We start from the raw sequence: 19,940 nt of genomic DNA, 5'->3' as shown, positions 1-19,940 counted from the left end.
GCATGCCCCAGCACACCTCAGGGTCTGACCGCGCTGCGGTGCCCCCCGCTGCCCGCGGCGGCGAGCGGTCCACCGCGCCCTCGTCCCTGGAGGTGCTGTGGCGCTCGTACAAGACCTCGGGTGACGAGCGGCTGCGGGAGCAGCTGATCCTGCACTACTCCCCGCTGGTCAAGTACGTCGCCGGCCGGGTGAGCGTGGGCCTGCCGCCCAATGTGGAACAGGCGGATTTCGTCTCCTCCGGGATCTTCGGGCTGATCGACGCGATCGAGAAGTTCGACATCGAGCGGTCGATCAAGTTCGAGACCTACGCGATCACCCGGATCCGCGGCGCAATGATCGACGAACTGCGGGCACTGGACTGGATCCCGCGCTCCGTGCGGCAGAAGGCACGTGCCGTGGAGCGGGCCTACGCCACGCTGGAGGCGCAGCTGCGGCGCACCCCCACGGAGAGCGAGGTCGCGGGGGAGATGGGGATCGGGGTGGAGGACCTCCACGCCGTTTTCAGCCAGTTGTCGCTGGCGAACGTGGTCGCCCTGGAGGAACTCCTGCACGTCGGCGGAGAGGGCGGCGACCGTCTCTCGCTCATGGACACCCTGGAGGACACCGCCGCCGACAACCCGGTGGAGGTGGCGGAGGATCGCGAGCTCAGGCGTCTGCTGGCGCGGGCCATCAATACGCTGCCCGAGCGGGAGAAGACCGTCGTGACCCTCTACTACTACGAGGGCCTCACGCTGGCCGAGATCGGCAACGTGCTGGGCGTCACCGAGAGCCGGGTCAGCCAGATCCACACCAAGTCGGTGCTGCAACTGCGGGCGAAGCTGGCTGACGTGGGGCGGTGAGGTTGCGCTACCTCCGTAGAGTGGACGCGTGCCCAGGATTCGAGCGGCCTCCGTGGCCGAGCACCGGTCGATGCAGCGCGGCGCCCTTCTGGACGCCGCGCGTTCCCTGCTGTCCGAAGGCGGTACGGAGGCGCTGACCTTCCCCGCCCTCGCGGAGCGGACCGGGCTCGCCCGGTCGTCCGTGTACGAGTACTTCCGCTCCCGAGCGGCCGTGGTCGAAGAGCTGTGCGCCGTGGACTTCCCCGTGTGGGCCGCCGAGATCGAGGCGGCGATGGAGGCCGCGGAGTCGCCGGAAGCGAAGATCGAGGCCTACGTACGGAGCCAGCTGGGGCTGGTCGGGGACCGACGGCACCGGGCCGTGGTGGCGATCTCCGCGAGCGAGCTGGACGCCGGGGCGCGGGAGAAGATCCGTGCGGCGCACGGGGGTCTCGTCGCGATGATCGTCGAGGCCTTGGCCGCCCTGGGGCAGCGGGAGCCGAAGCTGGCCGCGATGCTGCTGCAGGGTGTGGTGGACGCGGCTGTGCGGAGGATCGAGCTCGGTGCGGCCGAGGATCCGGCCGTGGTGACGGAGGCGGCCGTGGCCATGGCCCTGCGGGGCGTCCGGGGCTGAGCCTCCGGGGCTCCGCCCCGAACCCCGCGCCTCAAACGCCGGCGAGGCTGGATTTGGTCCCCGCGCCGCAAGCGCCGGCGGGTTGGATTTGGTCCCGTGCCTCAAGCTCCGGCGGGTTGGATTTGGCCCCCGTGCCTCAAGCTCCGGCGGGGCCGGAGCCGTCCCCGGTGGGTAGGAGGCGGGGCGTCGGGTGGGGGAGGAGGGCGAGGGGGTTGAGGTACTCCTCGTCCCTCAGGAGGCCCCAGTGGAGGCACGGGGACGGGCAGTGGGACCCCTCCGTCAGGACCGCGACCACCTGGCCCGCCGTGACCGACTCGCCCTCCGAGACCAGCGCGCGAACCGGTTCGTAGGTGGTGCGCAGGCCGTTCGGGAGGGTGAGGGAGAGGACCCCGCGGCCCGCCACGGGGCCGGCGAAGTGCACCCGGCCCGCGCCCACCGCCCGGACCTCCGCGCCCACCGGGGCCGCCAGGTCCACACCCCGGTGCCCGGCCGCGTACGGCGACGGCGGCGGGTCCCACCATCGGGTCACCGACAGCGGCCCGGGCAGCGGGCGGACCCCGGGGACGGCCGCCTGGGCCAGGGCCAGGAGCAGGCTGAGCAGAAGTGTCGTCATGGATCCAAAGCGTTCCGCAGACGCACGCGGCCGGGGCGGGCCTGTGGACGGTCCGGGCACTGTGGACAACGGCGTCACCCGGCATACCGCCGGGTCCCGTACACTTCTTGTGGCGATCCGGGTCACCGGGTCGACTTCGCACGCCCCAGCACCGGCCCGAAACGGCCAGGTGACAGCGTCTCTCGGTCCCTCAGCGGGGCAGGACGCGGTGGGGCGTCAGGAACCAAACCGAGAAACCAAGGAGATGGCCATGGCCGTCGTCACGATGCGGGAGCTGCTGGAAAGCGGCGTCCACTTCGGTCACCAGACCCGTCGTTGGAACCCGAAGATGAAGCGCTTCATCTTCACGGAGCGCAACGGCATCTACATCATCGACCTGCTGCAGTCGCTGTCGTACATCGACCGCGCCTACGAGTTCGTGAAGGAGACCGTCGCGCACGGTGGCTCCATCATGTTCGTCGGTACCAAGAAGCAGGCCCAGGAGGCCATCGCCGAGCAGGCGACGCGCGTTGGTATGCCGTACGTCAACCAGCGGTGGCTGGGTGGCATGCTCACCAACTTCTCCACCGTCTACAAGCGCCTCCAGCGTCTGAAGGAGCTTGAGGCGATCGACTTCGAGGACGTCGCCGCCTCGGGTCTCACCAAGAAGGAGCTCCTGGTCCTCTCCCGCGAGAAGACCAAGCTGGAGAAGACCCTCGGTGGTATCCGCGAGATGTCGAAGGTCCCCAGCGCCGTCTGGATCGTCGACACCAAGAAGGAGCACATCGCCGTCGGTGAGGCGCGCAAGCTCCACATCCCGGTCGTCGCGATCCTCGACACCAACTGCGACCCCGACGAGGTCGACTACAAGATCCCGGGCAACGACGACGCGATCCGTTCCGTCACCCTGCTCACCCGCGTGATCGCCGACGCCGTCGCCGAGGGCCTCATCGCCCGCTCCGGCGCTGCGACCGGCGACTCGAAGCCGGGCGAGAAGGCCGCTGCCGAGCCGCTCGCCGAGTGGGAGCGCGACCTGCTCGAGGGTGACAAGAAGGCCGACGACGCCGCTGAGGCCGCTCCGGCCGAGGCTGCCGCCGAGACCGTCGAGGCCCCCGCCGCGGAGGCCCCGGCCGCCGAGGTCGTCGAGGCTGTCGAGGCTCCGGCCGCCGACGCCGAGCAGGCCTGACCCTCTGAGAGCGCCCGGCGTTCATGCGCCGGGCACTCGCAGCACGGACGATGACGGCGGGGGAGCCGCGCCACAAGCGCGGCGCCTCCGCCGTTCACCCGTAGATCTACGACTTCGAGAGAGAATCACAGACTCATGGCGAACTACACCGCCGCTGACGTCAAGAAGCTCCGCGAGCTCACCGGCGCCGGCATGCTGGACTGCAAGAACGCGCTCGTGGACGCCGACGGTGACGTCGACAAGGCCCAGGAAGCGCTCCGCATCAAGGGTCAGAAGGGCGTCGCCAAGCGCGAAGGCCGTTCTGCCGAGAACGGTGCCGTCGTCTCCCTCATCGCCGACGACAACACCTCCGGTGTCATCGTCGAGCTGAAGTGCGAGACGGACTTCGTCGCCAAGGGCGAGAAGTTCCTGGCCGTCGCCAACCAGCTGGCCGCGCACGTTGCCGCGACCTCCCCGGCCGACCTCGAGGCGCTGCTCGCGTCCGAGATCGAGGCCGGCAAGACCGTCACCGCTTTCGTCGACGAGGCCAACGCCAACCTCGGCGAGAAGATCGTCCTGGACCGCTTCGCGCAGTTCACCGGCGGTTACGTGGCTTCGTACATGCACCGCACGATGCCCGACCTGCCGTTCCAGATCGGCGTCCTGGTCGAGCTCGACAAGGAGAACGCCGAGGTCGCCCGCGGCGTCGCGCAGCACATCGCCGCGTTCGCCCCGCAGTGGCTGTCCGCCGAGGACGTCCCGGCCGACAAGGTCGAGTCCGAGCGTCGCATCGCCGAAGAGGTCACCCGCGCGGAGGGCAAGCCCGAGGCTGCCATCGCGAAGATCGTCGAGGGTCGCGTCAACGGCTTCTTCAAGGAGGCCACCCTCCTCGGCCAGCCGTACGCGCTGGACAACAAGAAGTCCGTGCAGAAGGTTCTGGACGAGGCCGGTGTCACCCTGAAGCGCTTCGCGCGCATCAAGGTCGGCATCTGAGTCCGTCCGTACGCGACGGACGCCGGACCCCGGTAGGGTCTGAAGCAGTCGTCCGCGCTCGCGCAGGACGACCGCAGATCTGACGAGGAGGCCATTGCCGTAGAGGGAACCGCAAGGACCCACCGGCAATGGCCTTCTTCGTATGTGCACGAGGAGATCTCCATGAATCAGGGCGTGGCCCCCCACACCGCATCCGACGACAAGAGCCACCAGGACAAGAAGGGCCGCCGCTTCATGCTGAAGCTGTCGGGCGAGGCCTTCTCCGGTGGCGGAGGACTGGGCGTCGACCCCGACGTCGTCCACGCCATCGCGCGTGAGATCGCCGCGGTGGTCCGCGACGGCTCGGAGATCGCCGTCGTGATCGGCGGCGGCAACTTCTTCCGGGGTGCCGAACTCCAGCAGCGCGGCATGGACCGAGCCCGGTCCGACTACATGGGCATGCTCGGCACGGTCATGAACTGCCTCGCACTCCAGGATTTCCTGGAGAAGGAGGGCATCGACTCCCGCGTACAGACCGCCATCACCATGGGCCAGGTCGCGGAGCCGTACATCCCGCTCCGCGCGGTGCGGCACCTGGAGAAGGGGCGCGTCGTCATCTTCGGCGCCGGCATGGGCATGCCGTACTTCTCCACCGACACCACGGCCGCCCAGCGCGCCCTGGAGATCGACGCCGAGGCCCTGCTCATGGGCAAGAACGGGGTCGACGGGGTCTACGACTCCGACCCCAAGAAGAACCCGGACGCGGTGAAGTTCGACGCACTGGAGTACGGCGAGGTCCTCTCCCGCGACCTCAAGGTCGCCGACGCCACGGCGATCACGCTGTGCCGCGACAACAAGCTGCCGATCCTCGTCTTCGAGCTGCTCGCCGAGGGCAATATCGCGCGCGCCGTCAAGGGTGAGAAGATCGGCACGCTTGTCAGCGACCAGGGAACCCGGGCCTGAGCAGTCCGCTGCCGGACCGAGCCCGGACCGGCCCCGCCCGTCCCGCCCGCCTGAACCATCCATTCAAGACATGCAGGAGCACGTGGTGACCGAAGAGATCCTCCTCGAGGCCGAGGAGAAGATGGAAAAGGCCGTCGTCGTCGCCAAGGAAGACTTCGCCGCGATTCGCACCGGTCGTGCGCACCCGGCGATGTTCAACAAGATCGTGGCGGACTACTACGGCGCCATCACGCCCATCAACCAGCTCGCCTCCTTCTCGGTCCCCGAGCCGCGCATGGCGATCGTGACCCCGTTCGACAAGAGCGCCCTGCGCAACATCGAGCAGGCCATCCGCGACTCCGACCTCGGTGTCAACCCGAGCAACGACGGCAGCATCATCCGGGTGACCTTCCCCGAGCTGACGCAGGACCGCCGCAAGGAGTACATCAAGGTCGCCAAGAACAAGGCCGAGGACTCCAAGGTCTCCATCCGCTCCATCCGCCGCAAGGCGAAGGACGCCCTTGACAAGCTCGTCAAGGACAAGGAGGCCGGCGAGGACGAGGTGCGCCGCGCCGAGAAGGAGCTCGACGACACCACCGCGAAGTACGTCGCGCAGGTGGACGAGCTCCTGAAGCACAAGGAAGCCGAGCTCCTCGAAGTCTGATGAACGACTCTTCCTGGCAGCCGGAGCCGGTTCCGGCGGGTCCCGCATACGATGCGCAGGTGGGCCCGCACACTCGGCCCATGCCCATCGTGCCCGATGCCGCCGGCCGTGACTTCGACGACCGGGAAGCACGCGATCGGGGGGCCGCACCGGACGGCGGCCCCCTCTTCCGCGACGAGACGCCGCCGCAGGAGCCCATGCCCAGCCCCCCGCCTCCGCCTTCCCCGGCGCCGCAGGACGCCTCCCCGCCGCCGAAGAAGCGGGCGGGGCGGGACCTGCGCGCCGCCATAGGGGTCGGCGTCGGCCTGGGCGCGGTGATCTTCGCCTCGCTGTTCATCGTCAAGGCGGTCTTCGTCGGCGTGGTCGTCGTCGCCGTCGTGGTGGGCTTGTGGGAGCTCACCTCCCGGCTCCAGGAGAAGAAGGGCATCAAGGCCCCGCTCGTCCCCCTCGCGGTGGGCGGCGCGGCCATGGTCATCGCCGGATACATCCGGGGCGCCGAGGGGACCTGGGTCGCCATGGCCCTGACCGCCCTCGCGGTCCTGGTCTGGCGGATGACCGAACCTCCCGAGGACTACCTCAAGGACGTCACCGCGGGTGTCTTCGCGGCGTTCTACGTGCCGTTCCTCGCCACCTTCGTCACGATGCTGCTCACCGCCGACGACGGTCCGCAGCGCGTGGTCACCTTCCTGGTGCTGACCGTGGTCAGCGACACCGGGGCCTACGCGGTGGGCTGGCGGTTCGGCAAGACGAAGCTCGCGCCGCGCATCAGCCCCGGCAAGACCCGCGAGGGGCTCTTCGGCGCGGTGGCCTTCGCCATGGCGGCGGGCGCCCTGTGCATGGAGTTCCTGATCGACGGCGGTTCCTGGTGGCAGGGCCTGCTGCTGGGCCTCGCGGTCGCGGTCAGTGCCACGCTGGGCGACCTGGGCGAGTCGATGATCAAGCGTGACCTGGGCATCAAGGACATGGGCACGCTGCTCCCGGGCCACGGGGGCATCATGGACCGGCTCGACTCGCTGCTGCCGACCGCCCCGGTGGTCTGGCTGCTGCTGGCGGCCTTCGTGGGCACCGGCTGACCTGCGGAAAGACGTCACCCGACGCCGGGCGGTTACTCTTGAAAGGCGCGCTGCTTCTGCGGCGCGCCTTTCGTCTTACAAGGAGTACCTGCCATGGCCCGCCCTGTTCCGGGAGAGCTCACCTTCGTCGCCCCGCGCGGAGCCAAGAAGCCGCCCCGGCACCTCGCCGACCTCACGCCGGAGGAGCGCCGCGAGGCGGTCGCCGCGATCGGCGAGAAGCCCTTCCGGGCCAAGCAGCTCTCCCAGCACTACTTCGCGCGGTACGCGCACGACCCGGCCGAGTGGACCGACATCCCCGCCGGCTCCCGCGAGAAGCTCCAGCAGGAGCTCCTCCCGGACCTGATGAACGTCATCCGGCACATCTCCTGCGACGACGACACCACGCGCAAGACCCTGTGGAAGCTGCACGACGGCACGCTCGTCGAGTCCGTGCTGATGCGCTACCCCGACCGGGTCACCATGTGCATCTCCTCGCAGGCCGGCTGCGGCATGAACTGCCCGTTCTGCGCCACCGGCCAGGCCGGTCTGGACCGCAACCTCTCCACCGCCGAGATCGTGCACCAGATCGTCGACGGCATGCGCGCCCTGCGCGACGGCGAGGTCCCCGGCGGCCCGGCCCGGCTGTCGAACATCGTCTTCATGGGCATGGGCGAGCCGCTGGCCAACTACAACCGCGTGGTCGGCGCCATCCGCCGGCTCACCGACCCCGAGCCCGACGGCCTGGGCCTGTCGCAGCGCGGGATCACCGTCTCCACCGTAGGCCTGGTCCCGGCCATGCTGCGGTTCGCCGACGAGGGCTTCAAGTGCCGCCTCGCCGTCTCGCTGCACGCGCCCGACGACGAGCTGCGCGACACCCTGGTCCCCGTGAACACCCGCTGGAACGTCCGCGAGGTCCTCGGCGCGGCCTGGGAGTACGCGGAGAAGTCCGGCCGGCGGATCTCCATCGAGTACGCCCTGATCCGCGACATCAACGACCAGGCCTGGCGCGGCGACCTGCTGGGCAAGCTGCTCAAGGGCAAGCGCGTCCACGTCAACCTGATCCCGCTGAACCCGACGCCCGGCTCCAAGTGGACCGCCTCGCGGCCCGAGGACGAGAAGGCCTTCGTCGAGGCCATCGCCCGGCACGGCGTGCCCGTGACCGTACGGGACACCCGCGGCCAGGAGATCGACGGCGCGTGCGGCCAGCTCGCCGCCTCGGAGCGCTAGATTCCGTTTCGGAGCGTTCGTATTCGGCCACGGGGTACCCTGTGGCCGAACCAATTTCATATTCCGACAGGGGAGCGCCACAGCGCTGAGAGTGCGGGAACCGTCACCCGCAGACCCTCTGAACCTCGCCCCGGTCATTCGGGGTAGGAAGTTCGGTCACCACTCAAGCTGTTGCGCCCTGCCCGGCGTCCGCTCCCACAGAGCGCCGGGCAGGGCCGCGTCTTCTCCTGGTCATCCCAGGAGGAATCACCAGTGAGCACCACCAAGAAGATCGCGGGCGCCGCGCTCGCGGCCGCGCTGGGCGTCACCACGCTCAGCGCCTGCGGCGGCGACGCCAAGGACAAGCCCGCGGGCGCGACCGACGCCCCGAAGTCCAAGACCGTCACGCTCGTCTCCCACGACTCCTTCAACGTGACCGACACGGTCCTCAAGGAGTTCGAGCAGCAGAGCGGCTACACGGTCAAGGTCCTGAAGTCCGGGGACGCGGGCGCGGCGCTGAACCAGGAGATCCTCACCAAGGGCTCCCCGCGCGGCGACGTGTTCTTCGGCGTGGACAACACCCTGCTCTCGCGCGCCCTCGACAACGGCATCTTCACCGCGTACGAGGCCAAGGGCCTGGCCGAGGTGAAGCCGGAGTTCGTCCTGGACAAGGAGCACCGGGTCACCCCGATCGACTCCGGCGACATCTGCGTCAACTACGACAAGGCGTACTTCGCCGACAAGAAGATCGCCCCGCCGCAGACGCTGGACGACCTGATCAAGCCCGAGTACAAGAACCTGCTGGTCACCGAGAACGCCGCGACCTCCTCGCCCGGCCTCGGCTTCCTGCTCGCCTCCGTCGGCAAGTACGGCGAGGACGGCTGGAAGGACTACTGGACCAAGCTGAAGGCCAACGGCGTCGAGGTCGTCGACGGCTGGGAGCAGGCCTACAACGAGCGGTTCTCCGGCTCCGCGGGCGGAAAGAAGGCCAAGGGCGACCGCCCGCTGGTCGTCTCCTACGCCTCCAGCCCGCCGGTCGAGGTGCTGTACGGCGAGCCGCAGCCGACCGAGGCCCCGACGGGCGTCGCCACCGGCACCTGCTTCCGCCAGATCGAGTTCGCGGGTCTGCTGAAGGGCGCGAAGAACGAGGAGGGCGGCAAGGCGCTGATCGACTTCATGATCGGCAAGAAGTTCCAGGAGGACATGCCGCTCCAGATGTTCGTGAACCCGGTGACGAAGAACGCTTCCCTGCCGGAGCTGTTCACCAAGCACGGCGTGGTGGTCGAGAAGCCCGAGAACGTGGCTCCGGAGACCATCGCCAAGAACCGTGAGCAGTGGGTCTCGGCATGGACCGCGCTCGTCGTGAAGTAGGCGGCACCAAGGGAGCGGGCGCGGCGTCGGGGGGCGCCGCGCCGGTCCCGGCCACGGGTGACACCGCCCGTGAGCCCGGTCGTGAGTCCGGCCGTGAGCCCGGTCGTGGGTCCGGTCGTGAGACCGCCCCTGAGTCCGGCCGGGCCACGGCCGTGCGCTTCGCGCTGATGGCCGTGCCCCTCGCCTTCTTCGGGCTGTTCTTCGCCTATCCTGTCGCCGCCATCGTCGGGCGCGGTCTCAAGACCGACGCCGGGTGGCAGTTCGGCCGGATCGGCGAGGTGATCACCCGGCCCGACATCGCCGACGTGCTCTGGTTCACCACCTGGCAGGCGCTCGCCTCCACCGGGCTCACGCTGCTGATCGCGCTCCCGGCCGCGTACGTCTTCGCGCGCTTCGAGTTCCCCGGCAAGCAGCTGCTGCGCGCCTTGGTGACCGTCCCCTTCGTGCTGCCGACCGTGGTGGTCGGCACCGCCTTCCTCGCGCTGGTCGGCCGGAACGGGCTGCTGGACGAACGGGTGGGGGTCCGGCTCGACACCACCGTCTGGGCGATCCTCCTCGCGCACGTCTTCTTCAACTACGCGGTCGTCGTCCGCACGGTCGGCGGGCTCTGGGCCCAGCTGGATCCGCGTCAGGAGGAGGCCGCCCGGGTGCTGGGCGCCGGACGGTTCGCCGCCTGGCGGCGGGTGACGCTGCCCGCGCTGGCCCCGTCGGTGGCCGCGGCCTCGCTGATGGTGTTCCTCTTCACCTTCAGCTCCTTCGGCGTCGTGCTGATCCTCGGCGGGCCCTCGTACTCCACCCTGGAGGTGGAGGTCTACCGGCAGACCGCACAGCTCCTGGACCTGCCGACGGCCGCCGTGCTGACGATGGTCCAGTTCGCCGCGATCGGCGGGATCCTCGCCGTGCACGCCTGGACCGTGCGCAAGCGCGAGACCGCGCTGCGGCTGGTCGATCCCGGCCGGACCACACACCGGCCGCGCGGCTGGGCGCAGCGCGCTCTGCTGGGCGGGGTACTGCTGACCGTGGCGCTGCTCATCGTGGCGCCGCTCGGCGTGCTGGTGGAACGCTCCTTCGACGTGCCCGGCGGGTACGGGTTCGGCTTCTACCGGGCGCTACAGGAGGTGGGCGCGGGCGGCGGAACGTTCCTGGTGCCGCCGCTGGAGGCGATCTGGAACTCCCTCCAGTACGCGCTCGCCGCCACCGCGATCGCCCTGGTCATCGGGGGGCTCGCGGCCGCGGCACTGACCCGGCGCGGGGGCCGCTTCGTGCGCGGCTTCGACGCGCTGCTGATGCTTCCGCTCGGGGTGTCCGCCGTGACGGTGGGCTTCGGTTTCCTCATCACCCTGGACGAGCCGCCGCTGGACCTGCGGACCTCGTGGATCCTGGTGCCGCTCGCGCAGGCCCTCGTCGGCGTGCCGTTCGTCGTACGGACCATGCTGCCCGTGCTGCGGGCGGTGGACGGGAGGCTCCGGGAGGCCGCCGCGGTGCTCGGCGCGTCTCCGCTGCGGGCCTGGCGGGAGGTGGACCTGCCGCTGGTGCGGCGGGCGCTGCTGATCGCCGCCGGATTCGCCTTCGCGGTCTCGCTGGGGGAGTTCGGCGCGACCGTGTTCATCGCGCGGCCGGACCGCCCGACGCTGCCGGTGGCCGTGGCACGGCTGCTGGGGCGGGCCGGGGAGATGAACTACGGGCAGGCGATGGCCCTGAGCACGATCCTGATGTTGGTGTGCGCGGCGTCCCTGCTGGTGCTGGAGCGGCTGCGCCCCGACAAGACCTCCGGAGAGTTCTGATGACGCTGCTTCAGCTGGAAGGGGTATCGGTCCGCTTCGGTCAGCGCGCGGTCGTGGACCGCGTGGACCTGGAGGTCGCCGAGCACGAGATCGTGTGCGTGCTCGGGCCGAGCGGGAGCGGGAAGTCCACGCTGCTGCGGGTCGTCGCAGGGCTCCAGCAGGTGTCCGCGGGCCGGGTGCTGCTGGGCGGCGCCGACCAGGCGGGGGTGCCCGTGCACCGCCGGGGCGTCGGCCTGATGTTCCAGGACCACCAGCTCTTCCCGCACCGGGACGTCGGCGGGAACGTCGCCTTCGGCCTGCGGATGCGGGGCTACTCGCGCGGCCCCTCGAGCGGCCGAGGCTCGTGCGAAGCCCGGGTCGCGGCGCTGCTGGAGCTGGTCGGGCTCCCCGGCGCCCAGGGCCGCGCGATCGCCTCGCTGTCCGGCGGCGAACAGCAGCGGGTCGCGCTGGCCCGGGCGCTGGCGCCGTCGCCGCGGCTGCTGATGCTGGACGAACCCCTGGGGCAGCTCGACCGGGGCCTGCGGGAGAGGCTCGTGGTGGAACTGCGGGGGCTCTTCTCCCGGCTGGGGACGACCGTGCTGGCCGTCACGCACGACCAGGGCGAGGCCTTCGCCCTGGCCGACCGGGTCGTGGTGATGCGGGACGGGCGGATCGCGCAGGCCGGCACCCCGCTGGAGGTGTGGCAGCGGCCCGCGTCGGAGTTCGTGGCGCGCTTCCTCGGCTTCGAGAACGTGGTCCCGGCCGTGGTGTCGGGGGGCGCGGCCGCCACCGCCTGGGGCAAGGTCCCGGTTCCGGCGGGCACCCCGGACGGGGAGCACCGGCTGCTGATCCGCCCGGCCGGGGTCGTGCTGTGCGCGGCCGGCCTGGCCTGCGAGGTGGTATCCCGCACCTTCCGCGGGACGCACGTCGCGCTGTCGCTGCGCCCGGAGGCGGGGCCGGTGCTGGAAGCGGAGTGCGGGCTGGCCGGGGCGCCGGAGGTGGGCGACCGGGTGGCGGTCACCTTCACCCCGGCCGAGGTGGTCGTCCTGCCGGCGGGCACCCCCTAGGCGGGGAGGATGCTGTCGCACGCGATCGGCAGGTGGCGCGGGCCGCGCAGGACCGCGTTCTGGCGGTAGGGCGGCGGGTCCTCCAGCAGCCGGGGGTTCTCCAGTCGGCGGGCCAGCTCGCTCAGCGCCAATGCGGCCTCCAGCCGGGCCAGCGGCGCACCGAAGCAGCTGTGGATACCGCTGCCGAGGCCCAGGTGCTGGACGTCCGGGCGGTCCGGGTCGAAGCGGTCCGGATCCTTGAACCGCTGGGGGTCGCGATTGCCGGAGGCCAGGATCAGCCAGAGCGAGGCGCCCTTGGGGATGGTCACACCCCCCATCTCGATGTCGGCCAGGGGGGTGCGCTGCGGCACCAGCTGCACCGGGGGCTCGTAGCGCAGCAGCTCCTCCACGATCGGGACGGACAGCGCCGGATCGGTGCGCAACCGGTCCAGGACCTCCGGATGACGCAGGAGGGTGAGCATCCCGTTCGTGATCAGGTTGACGGTGGTCTCGTGCCCGGCGATCAGCAGCAGCGCCGAGGTGCTGAGCACTTCCATCGTGCTCATGGCGCCGTCCGGCCCCTGCCCGGTCGCCAGCTCCGAGAGCATGTCCCCGGTGGGGTTCTTGCGCCGCTCCTCGATCAGCCCGGCCAGGTACATGCCGAGTTCCATGCGGGCGTCCTGCGTCTTCTTGACGCGTTCGGCGGGATCGGCGTCCGGATCGGGGTCGAGACTCGCGGCGAGCGTGTCGGCCCAGACGTGGAAGCGGCTCTCGTCCTCGCTCGGCACGCCGAGCAGCCGGCAGATCACCGTGACCGGGAAGGGGTACGAGAACTCCTCGACCAGGTCGATCCGCCCCGGGTCGCCCTGCTCGGAGATCGTGTCGATCAGACCGGTGACGATGCCGCCCAGCTCGCCGCGCATGTCGTGGACGCGGTGAGGGGAGTGAGGCGGTCCGAAGGGGCGGTTCGTCATCCTGCGCAGCCGGTCGTGGTCGGGCGGGTCCAGCTTCAGGAAGGACGGGGGCAGGGCGGTAGCCTCCTCCCCGTCTCCCTCGCCCAGCAGATCGCCGACGGTCGCCAGGTTGCGGGAGTCGGAGCTGATCCGCGGATCGTGCAGCAGGCTCTTGATCTCGTGATAGGTGCTGACGACGTACGGCCCGTCCCCGTCGTGGAACACCGGGGTCTTGCGGAGCTCCTCATAGAGGGGATACGGGTTGGCCCGGCTGGAGTAGTCGAGGATCTGCCGCAGGATGCCTTCAGTCATGAGAGGTCCTCGTGCTCAGTTGTGCGCCGGCGTGAACGTCATTTGCCGGTCGGCTGGTGAGTAGCCGCTCAGGGTGATGGTCGGGCCGTGCGTCGGCACCGACGGGTCGGGGAAGTCGGCGTCCAGCGGCTTGTTCCCCTCGCTCCTGCGGTCCACCGTCGTGAAGGGGAGAGGGAACGGCGCGGTGTGCTCGATCTGCTGCTCGTAGAAGTCCAGCCACCGGCACTGGTCGAAGGTGACGGCGCCGATGACGCGCCCCTGGTAGCCGTAGACGCCGACGAACCTGCGCTCGTCGCGGGACCCCTGCGTGATGAGGATCTCGTTCCCCATCGAGGGCACCCCGACCGATTTGATGTTCACCCCGAACTGGGAGGACCAGAACGCCGGAATCCACACGTGGGGGCGGCGGTCCACGCCTTCGCTGAGCATGTTGTGCGCCGCGGTCTCGGCCTGCGCGACGGCGTTGCCCCAGTGCTCCAGGGACAGGAACTGGTACCCGAAGAGCGCGTGCGGGGAACGTGCCACGTCACCCGCCACAAAGACGTCGTCGGTGACGATGCCCCAGATGTTGAAGGCCCGGCAGCCCGCGTCACATGCGATGCCCCGCGGGCCCGCGCCCAGTCCGGAACCGGCCAGCCAGTCGGTGTTGCGCTGGGCGCCGAGTGACACGATCACGACGTCGGCCTCCACGAGGCTGCCGTCCGACAGGTGGGCGGCGCGTACCTGGCCGGAAGAGTCGCCCTCCAGCCCGGTGACCATGACCCCGGTCCGCAGGTCCACCCCGTTGTCGCGGTGCATCCCGGCCGCGACCTCGCCGATCACCCCGCCCAGGGCCCCGACCAGGGGTCCGGCGCCCCGCTCGGCGACCGTGACCGGGAGATCCCGTTCCCGGCAGGCGGAGGCGATCTCGGAGCCGGTGAATCCGGCGCCGATGACCAGCACCCGGCGCGGTCCGGCCGCCAGCCGCCGCTCCAGGGCGGCGCCGTCGTCCCGGGTACGCAGGGTGAAGACGCCTTCGAGGGCCGCCTCCTCCTCGTTCGGCCACGGCCGGGCCCGTACCCCGGTGGCGATCAGCAGCCGGTCGTACTCCACCTCGTCCCCGTCGGCGAGCTTGACCCGTCTGGCCGTCATGTCCAGACCGGTGGCGGGTACGCCGAGCCGCCATTTGGCGTCGATGTCCCGGCGGCGGGGGAGGGCCGTACGGTCGGCGGTCGCCTTGCCCAGCAGGACCTGCTTGGACAGCGGGGGGCGGTCGTACGGCTCGTAGGGCTCGTCGCCGATCATCGTGAGCGATCCGGCGAACCCCTTCTCGCGCATCGTCTCGGCGGCGCGCAGGCCGGCGAGGGAAGCGCCGACGACCACGATGCGGCCCTCGCGCTTGAGCCGCTCCAGGGCTGAGTCACCGCTCACCACGCGCCTCCGCACTCGACAGGGACCCGTTCATCGCGTCCAGCAGGATGGCCCTGACAGGGCAGGCGTGGACGGCGCGGACGACGTTCTCGCGGTGCTCCTCGTCGGGCTGCGGGTTGTAGAGAAGTGACTCGTCGCCGTGCATGGCGAAGACGTCCGGGGCGAGGAACGCGCACTGTGCGTACCCCTGGCAGCGATTGAGGTCGACGACAAGCCTCATGAGGCATCAGCCTTTCGGTGGCTCGATCCTCCCCGTCGTCCCCGAGCTCCCCCGACCCCCCGTTCCCCTTCCTCATCCAGCATGCACGCGGTAGCCCGGCCCGTCCTGCGGGGCGATGAGACCGCAGGTCAGGGCTGAGACTGGACCCGGGAGCGGAGGATGTGGATGCCGACGACGAGGGCCCAGGCCGGGAAGACGAGCTCGGACCAGGGCACGCTCGACCCCACCACGATCAGGACCAGGCCGACGAGGGTTCCCAGCAGGGCCAGCGGCTTGGGGAAGACGCCGAGCTTGCGCCCGATCGTCGAGGTCGCGAGGACGAAGACGGCCGCCATCCGCATCGAGTAGGTCGCGAGGACCGTGTACGCGTACTCGCGGCCGAAGTCGGAGGGCGGGTTCTCCACCAGCACGGTTCCGGCCGCCCCGGCGGCGACGAACAGGGTGGCGACGCAGATGAGCCCGCTGCCGAGGAAGACGGTGGAGAAGAACCTGTCCTCGGCCTCCCCGACGTGTGCGCGCAGCGCGCCCATGAACCACAGGAACGCGATCCCGGCGAAGGGCACGATCTCCAGGGCCAGCCGCACCGCCCAGCGGTCGCCCGGATCGATCGCCGCCTTCGCGCCGTCGCCCGAGGGGATCGCGATCCGCATCAGCACGATCGCCGCCGCCAGCAGGACGGCGAAGGCGATGCCGGCCGCCCCGGCGGCCCGGGGCGTGTACAGCCGGGCGGTCGTGCTGTCCGTGGGGGCCATGGGGGCTCCTCGCTTTCTCCCCCGTCCAGCAAGCGGCAGCCGCCTGGCGTACGCCACCGGGGGAGCGCGAGCGGGTGAAGGGGAGCGGGTGAAGAGGAGCGCCCCGGGCCCCGGGCTACCCGACGGTCGCCGGGACCTTGGCTTCCATCTCCGGATCGGAGCCCTCGTGCTTGCCGTACCAGGCGACGGCGACCGCACCGGTCACGGCGAGGACGAAGCCGAGGACCGCCAGCCACGCGAGCCCCGGGCGGGACGCGTCGCCGAGCCACAGGACGCCGATCGCGCCGGGGAGGACCGTCTCGCCGACGACCAGCGCCGCCGTGGCGCCGTTCACCGAGCCGATCTGGAGGGCGACCGTGTGCAGGTACATGCCGCCGAAGCCCGCCACCAGGATGGCGTAGAGAGCCGGGTCGGACAGGAGGGTGCCGAGGTCGAAGGGGTCGACCCCGTTGAGGATCCGGACGCCGACGCCCAGCGCGCCGAAGCCCAGGCCCGACAGCAGGCCCGCCAGGATCGCGGCGCCGCCGCCCAGGAGGCGTACGGCCACGGTGCCCCCCACCATCAGCAGCAGGGTGATCCCCAGCAGCCACCAGTGGGTGGCCATCGGAGCGTGGTGACCGCCCTCGTGGCCCGCCGCCGTCGCCAGCAGGACCAGCGCCGTGCAGACGACCCCGATCGAGGTCCATTCCTTCCGGCTCAGCCGGATGCCGAGCAGTTTCACGCTCAGCACGGCCGTGATCACCAGGTTGGCGCTGATCACCGTCTGCGAGAGGAAGAGGGGGAGCAGGCGCGCGGCCAGGGCGCCGAGGCCGAAGCCCACGAAGTCCAGGATCGTGCCGACGATGAATTCCCAGGTCATCGCCGCTTTCGCGGTGGACGACAGATTGGGGCCGCCGTGGGCGGTCACCCCGGCGGCGGACGGGGACATCCGGGCCGCGCGGCGCGATCCGACGGCTTGCAGCACGGATCCCGTGCCGTAGCAGATGGACGCCGCGACAGCGGTCAGCAGGCCTATGAGCACAAAAGGCTCCGTTCACGTCTGGCAGGTATTGCGGTACCTCTGCCAGACGTGGGAACGGGCCGCGAAGTTGCTTCCGGCACTCAGTTCATTGACGCGAGGACGTCCGGTACCTCGTCCACCGAGTCGACGATGGCGATCCGCGACTCCATCGAACGGCCGCGCGCCAGGGCCTGGAGCAGCGGCCACACCGGGAGGTGCTCGGTCCAGTGCGCCCGGTCGACCAGCACCATCGGGGCCGGCTCGCCCCGCGACTCGTAGTAGTTCGGAGTCGCGCTGTCGAAGACCTCCTGGACGGTGCCCGCCGCGCCCGGCAGGAAGACCACGCCCGCGTTGGAGCGGTCCAGCAGACCGTCCTCCCGGGTGGCGTTCGCGAAGTACTTGCCGATGTGCGCGGCGAACGCGTTCGGCGGCTCGTGCCCGTAGAACCAGGTCGGGATGCCGACCGAGTCGCCGCCGCCGGGCCAGCGGTCCCGTACGGCGAACGCCGCCCGGGCCCAGTCGGACACCGACGGTGCGAAGGAGGGGGCCTTGGCCAGCAGTTCCAGGGCCTCCGGGAGGGCCTCGTCGGCGACCGGGGCGAGGTAGGCGCCGAGGTTGGCGGCCTCCATCGCGCCCGGTCCGCCGCCGGTCGCCACCGTCAGCCCGGACCGGGTCAGCGCCCGGCCGAGCTCGGCCGCGGCCCGGTACTCGGGACCGCCGCGGGACATGGCGTGGCCGCCCATCACGCCGACGACCCGGGCGCCGTCGAGGTGTTCGTCGAGGGCGTCGGAGATCGCGTCGTCGTGGACGGAGCGCAGCATCGAGGAGAAGACGTCCCCGTCGGCCTTGGTCTCCTGGAACCAGGCGTACGTCTGGGCGTCCGGGGTGGTCTCGTACCCGTCGGGCAGCCCGGAGAAGAGCTCCTCGGGGGTGTAGAGCAGCCCCCGGTACGGATTGAAGGGCAGGTCCGGGACGGGCGGGAAGACGAGCGCGCCGTCGGCGCGGACCTTCACGGAGGCGTCGGGCTCCATCGCGCAGCCCAGGAACACGGCCGCCGAGGTGTCGGCGGACAGCAGCGCGAAGGTCCGCTCCAGCAGGTTGACCGACTGGATCCGGTAGCCGCTGAGCGAGCCGCGGGCCACGACCTGGTCGAATTCGGCGAGCGTCTCGATCTCGATGTCTGCGTTGACCATTCGGCCCACCCTAAGGGCTGCCCGCGTCAGCGGGTCAGCGCCAGGGACGTCAGCTGCGCCACACCCCAGCAGAGCGGTACGCACAGGGCCACGAGCGCGGAGGCCCGCAAACCGGCCGCCGTACGCAGGACCTTGGCCGGAGCGCCCAGGTCGGTCAGCGCCTCGCGGCCGGGGGCCCGGCTCTGGCGGGCCTCCACCGCGGATGTGAGAAGGGTCGCGGCCGCGCACCCGGCCACCAGGGCGGCGGCCGGCCAGGTCAGCGGGCCGAGCGGCACGAGCAGCCCGCCCCGGTCGCGCAGGGCCAGGGCGGTGAGGGCGCCCGCGCCGACCGCGCACAGCACCCCGAGCGGCGGGCCGAGCCGGGGCGCCTCCTCCTGCAGGGCCCGCCCGGCCAGCAGCCGGAGCGCTCCGGGGCGGGCGGCCTGGACGAGGGAACCGCAGGCATAGGCGAGGCCGGGTCCGGCGAGGGCGAGTCCGATCGCGGTCAGCGACCAGCCGGTCAGCATCCCGGTGCCGCTGCGGCCCGCGTACGCCAGGACCGCGAGCCCGCAGGCGGTCAGGGCGATGCCCCAGGGCAGCCCGGTCTGCGGGGCCATGGGCGGCCGGGGGCGCAGGGTGAGGGCGGTCGCGGCGGAAGCGGTGAGCGGAATCAGGGCCAGCAGGGTGAGGGCGGCGGCGACGGGCAGCGGCTGGTCGGCGTGGAGGAGCCGGGCCCCGGCGCCGTCGAACGGCAGCCCGGCCAGGTCCCCGCGCAGGTGGAGGAAGGCGCCCAGGGCGAGGGCGCTGCCGAGGGTGCAGGCGACGGCGGTGGAAATCACCGCGACCAGGATGAGCCTTACGGGTCCCAGCCCGGCCGCGTCCAGCCCTTCGCGGGGCCGGGTCGCGGGGTCGGTACGGGCGACGGCGACGGCGAAGTGGACGGTGGCGGCGAGCGGGACCAGTGCCCACAGCAGGCGAGGGAACGATCCGGCGGGCCGGGCCACGGCACCTTCGAGTACGTACAGCAGCAGGAACCCGCTGCCGGCTGAGGCGGCCGCGACGAGGAGCCGGCGCAGCTGGACCATGGGCCGGGAGCCGCGGGCTAGGCGGAGAGCGAGCACGCGGCCTGGCCCTCCGATGCCTCGGGGCCAGGGGAGGAGACGGCTGCCGCGGCCGAGGCCCAGCGGCCGTCGAGCAGGGCCAGACGGCGGTCCGCGACGGCGGCGCACTCCTCGTCGTGGGTGGCCAGGAGCACGGTGATCTCGTGGGAGCGGGCCGCGGTGGTCAGCGTACGGAGCAGCAGGGAGCGCTCGGCACGGTGCAGCGGGGCGGTGGGCTCGTCGGCGAAGATCACCGCGGGCTGGTTGACGAGGGCCCGGGCGAGCGCCACCCGCTGGGACTCGGCCCGGCTCAGGGCGGCGGGCCGTTTGCGTGCGAAGCCGCCGATGTCGAGGCGGTCCAGCCATTCGCAGGCGGCGTGCTTGGCACTGCGGTGGGAGGCGCCGGCGAGCAGCAGGGGCAGGGCGGCGTTCTCCCAGACCTTCAGCTCGGGCAGCAGCTGCGGTTCGGGGCCGATCCAGCCGAACCGGTCGCGGCGCAGCCGTTCGCGGGCCGGCGCGCCCATGGTGTGGACGGGGACGCTGTTGAACCACACCTCGCCCTGCTCCGGTCGCAGCTGTCCGGAGAGGCAGCGCAGCAGGGTGGTCTTGCCGCAGCCCCGGGGGCCGGTCAGGGCCAGGATCTCTCCCTGGCGGACTCCCAGGGAGACCCCGACGAGGCCGGGGGAACCTCCCCCGGACTTCGTCCGGGGGGACCCCCAGTGGGAGTAGTGAAGGGACCGTGCCCACAGGACGTCATTGTCAGGCGGGGCATTGTCCGGTGGAGCCACCATGGCGTACA

The 19,940-nt window shown here is 71.3% G+C and carries 20 protein-coding genes; 11 read left to right on the top strand and 9 right to left on the bottom strand.

What is annotated here, in order from left to right; all coding sequences use genetic code 11:
* Positions 1-2 precede the first annotated feature (2 nt).
* Both whiG and OG625_RS10855 read left to right on the top strand, forming a co-directional pair.
* Positions 3-839 (top strand): RNA polymerase sigma factor WhiG, encoded by an 837-nt coding sequence (whiG, locus tag OG625_RS10860; RefSeq protein WP_329378776.1) that lies wholly within the window; start codon positions 3-5, stop codon positions 837-839.
* 52 nt (positions 840-891) lie between these two features.
* Positions 892-1,449 carry a TetR/AcrR family transcriptional regulator gene (locus OG625_RS10855; protein ID WP_329390563.1) on the top strand — a complete coding sequence of 186 codons (558 nt, stop codon included), beginning with the start codon at positions 892-894 and terminating at the stop codon, positions 1,447-1,449.
* A gap of 136 nt (positions 1,450-1,585) precedes the next feature.
* On the opposite strand, the gene OG625_RS10850 is transcribed toward OG625_RS10855, so the two are convergent.
* A complete protein-coding gene (locus OG625_RS10850) occupies positions 1,586-2,062 on the bottom strand; it encodes a M23 family metallopeptidase (protein WP_329378774.1) in 477 nt (158 codons plus the stop codon).
* Positions 2,063-2,312: 250 nt separating this feature from the next.
* Here OG625_RS10850 and rpsB point away from each other — a divergent pair, with 250 nt between their 5' ends.
* From rpsB to OG625_RS10805, 9 genes are all read left to right on the top strand, one after another.
* Entirely contained in the window at positions 2,313-3,227 is a 915-nt protein-coding gene (rpsB, locus tag OG625_RS10845) for a 30S ribosomal protein S2 (protein WP_329378772.1), read from the top strand.
* Positions 3,228-3,362: 135 nt separating this feature from the next.
* Positions 3,363-4,199 carry a translation elongation factor Ts gene (gene tsf / locus OG625_RS10840; RefSeq protein WP_329378770.1) on the top strand — a complete coding sequence of 279 codons (837 nt, stop codon included), beginning with the start codon at positions 3,363-3,365 and terminating at the stop codon, positions 4,197-4,199.
* A 162-nt stretch (positions 4,200-4,361) separates the two neighbouring features.
* Positions 4,362-5,141: a UMP kinase gene (pyrH, locus tag OG625_RS10835; protein ID WP_329378768.1), complete on the top strand. Its 780-nt coding sequence runs from the start codon at positions 4,362-4,364 to the stop codon at positions 5,139-5,141.
* 85 nt (positions 5,142-5,226) lie between these two features.
* Complete coding sequence (frr, locus tag OG625_RS10830; protein WP_329378766.1) at positions 5,227-5,784, top strand: ribosome recycling factor; 558 nt, start codon at positions 5,227-5,229, stop codon at positions 5,782-5,784.
* Positions 5,784-6,857: a phosphatidate cytidylyltransferase gene (locus tag OG625_RS10825; protein WP_329378764.1), complete on the top strand. Its 1,074-nt coding sequence runs from the start codon at positions 5,784-5,786 to the stop codon at positions 6,855-6,857. The genes frr and OG625_RS10825 overlap by 1 nt, the downstream gene beginning before the upstream one ends.
* Positions 6,858-6,950: 93 nt before the next feature.
* Positions 6,951-8,063 (top strand): 23S rRNA (adenine(2503)-C(2))-methyltransferase RlmN, encoded by a 1,113-nt coding sequence (gene rlmN / locus OG625_RS10820; protein ID WP_329378762.1) that lies wholly within the window; start codon positions 6,951-6,953, stop codon positions 8,061-8,063.
* Positions 8,064-8,315: 252 nt separating this feature from the next.
* Entirely contained in the window at positions 8,316-9,413 is a 1,098-nt protein-coding gene (locus OG625_RS10815; RefSeq protein WP_329378760.1) for a thiamine ABC transporter substrate-binding protein, read from the top strand.
* A gap of 167 nt (positions 9,414-9,580) precedes the next feature.
* Positions 9,581-11,197 (top strand): ABC transporter permease, encoded by a 1,617-nt coding sequence (locus OG625_RS10810; protein WP_329378758.1) that lies wholly within the window; start codon positions 9,581-9,583, stop codon positions 11,195-11,197.
* A complete protein-coding gene (locus OG625_RS10805) occupies positions 11,197-12,243 on the top strand; it encodes an ABC transporter ATP-binding protein (RefSeq protein WP_329378756.1) in 1,047 nt (348 codons plus the stop codon). The genes OG625_RS10810 and OG625_RS10805 overlap by 1 nt, the downstream gene beginning before the upstream one ends.
* Here OG625_RS10805 and OG625_RS10800 read toward each other — a convergent pair.
* The 8 genes from OG625_RS10800 to OG625_RS10765 all read right to left on the bottom strand — a co-directional run bounded on the left by OG625_RS10800 (position 12,240) and on the right by OG625_RS10765 (position 19,932).
* The gene (locus OG625_RS10800; RefSeq protein WP_329378754.1) at positions 12,240-13,487 is read right to left on the bottom strand and encodes a cytochrome P450; all 1,248 of its coding nucleotides are present in this window, start codon (positions 13,485-13,487) and stop codon (positions 12,240-12,242) included. The two genes, OG625_RS10805 and OG625_RS10800, sit on opposite strands and share 4 nt — an antisense overlap.
* A 15-nt stretch (positions 13,488-13,502) precedes the next feature.
* Positions 13,503-14,897: an NAD(P)/FAD-dependent oxidoreductase gene (locus tag OG625_RS10795; RefSeq protein WP_329378752.1), complete on the bottom strand. Its 1,395-nt coding sequence runs from the start codon at positions 14,895-14,897 to the stop codon at positions 13,503-13,505.
* Positions 14,887-15,117, bottom strand: coding sequence for a ferredoxin (locus OG625_RS10790; protein ID WP_329378750.1), 231 nt, complete (start codon positions 15,115-15,117; stop codon positions 14,887-14,889). Before OG625_RS10790 ends, OG625_RS10795 begins: the two co-directional genes overlap by 11 nt.
* A 128-nt stretch (positions 15,118-15,245) precedes the next feature.
* A complete protein-coding gene (locus OG625_RS10785) occupies positions 15,246-15,869 on the bottom strand; it encodes a hypothetical protein (protein WP_329378748.1) in 624 nt (207 codons plus the stop codon).
* Positions 15,870-15,984: 115 nt separating this feature from the next.
* On the bottom strand, positions 15,985-16,890 hold the full coding sequence (locus OG625_RS10780) for a hypothetical protein (RefSeq protein ID WP_329378746.1): 906 nt from the start codon (positions 16,888-16,890) through the stop codon (positions 15,985-15,987).
* 80 nt (positions 16,891-16,970) lie between these two features.
* A complete protein-coding gene (locus tag OG625_RS10775; protein ID WP_329378744.1) occupies positions 16,971-18,062 on the bottom strand; it encodes an LOG family protein in 1,092 nt (363 codons plus the stop codon).
* Positions 18,063-18,088: 26 nt separating this feature from the next.
* On the bottom strand, positions 18,089-19,162 hold the full coding sequence (locus OG625_RS10770) for a hypothetical protein (protein ID WP_329378742.1): 1,074 nt from the start codon (positions 19,160-19,162) through the stop codon (positions 18,089-18,091).
* Entirely contained in the window at positions 19,144-19,932 is a 789-nt protein-coding gene (locus OG625_RS10765) for an ABC transporter ATP-binding protein (RefSeq protein WP_329378739.1), read from the bottom strand. The genes OG625_RS10770 and OG625_RS10765 overlap by 19 nt, the downstream gene beginning before the upstream one ends.
* Positions 19,933-19,940: the final 8 nt, after the last annotated feature.

Source organism: Streptomyces sp. NBC_01351, from assembly GCF_036237315.1.
Lineage (GTDB): Bacteria > Actinomycetota > Actinomycetes > Streptomycetales > Streptomycetaceae > Streptomyces.
This window is presented reverse-complemented; position numbering and strand designations above follow the sequence as displayed.

What these genes read in the sequence shown, in the direction of transcription:
- whiG (WP_329378776.1), top strand. Translation starts at nt 3, where the DNA reads ATGCCCCAGCACACCTCAGGGTCTGACCGCGCTGCGGTGCCCCCCGCT.
- OG625_RS10850 (WP_329378774.1), bottom strand. Translation starts at nt 2,062, where the DNA reads ATGACGACACTTCTGCTCAGCCTGCTCCTGGCCCTGGCCCAGGCGGCC.
- rpsB (WP_329378772.1), top strand. Translation starts at nt 2,313, where the DNA reads ATGGCCGTCGTCACGATGCGGGAGCTGCTGGAAAGCGGCGTCCACTTC.
- tsf (WP_329378770.1), top strand. Translation starts at nt 3,363, where the DNA reads ATGGCGAACTACACCGCCGCTGACGTCAAGAAGCTCCGCGAGCTCACC.
- pyrH (WP_329378768.1), top strand. Translation starts at nt 4,362, where the DNA reads ATGAATCAGGGCGTGGCCCCCCACACCGCATCCGACGACAAGAGCCAC.
- OG625_RS10825 (WP_329378764.1), top strand. Translation starts at nt 5,784, where the DNA reads ATGAACGACTCTTCCTGGCAGCCGGAGCCGGTTCCGGCGGGTCCCGCA.
- rlmN (WP_329378762.1), top strand. Translation starts at nt 6,951, where the DNA reads ATGGCCCGCCCTGTTCCGGGAGAGCTCACCTTCGTCGCCCCGCGCGGA.
- OG625_RS10810 (WP_329378758.1), top strand. Translation starts at nt 9,581, where the DNA reads ATGGCCGTGCCCCTCGCCTTCTTCGGGCTGTTCTTCGCCTATCCTGTC.
- OG625_RS10805 (WP_329378756.1), top strand. Translation starts at nt 11,197, where the DNA reads ATGACGCTGCTTCAGCTGGAAGGGGTATCGGTCCGCTTCGGTCAGCGC.
- OG625_RS10800 (WP_329378754.1), bottom strand. Translation starts at nt 13,487, where the DNA reads ATGACTGAAGGCATCCTGCGGCAGATCCTCGACTACTCCAGCCGGGCC.
- OG625_RS10790 (WP_329378750.1), bottom strand. Translation starts at nt 15,117, where the DNA reads ATGAGGCTTGTCGTCGACCTCAATCGCTGCCAGGGGTACGCACAGTGC.
- OG625_RS10785 (WP_329378748.1), bottom strand. Translation starts at nt 15,869, where the DNA reads ATGGCCCCCACGGACAGCACGACCGCCCGGCTGTACACGCCCCGGGCC.
- OG625_RS10775 (WP_329378744.1), bottom strand. Translation starts at nt 18,062, where the DNA reads ATGGTCAACGCAGACATCGAGATCGAGACGCTCGCCGAATTCGACCAG.
- OG625_RS10765 (WP_329378739.1), bottom strand. Translation starts at nt 19,932, where the DNA reads ATGGTGGCTCCACCGGACAATGCCCCGCCTGACAATGACGTCCTGTGG.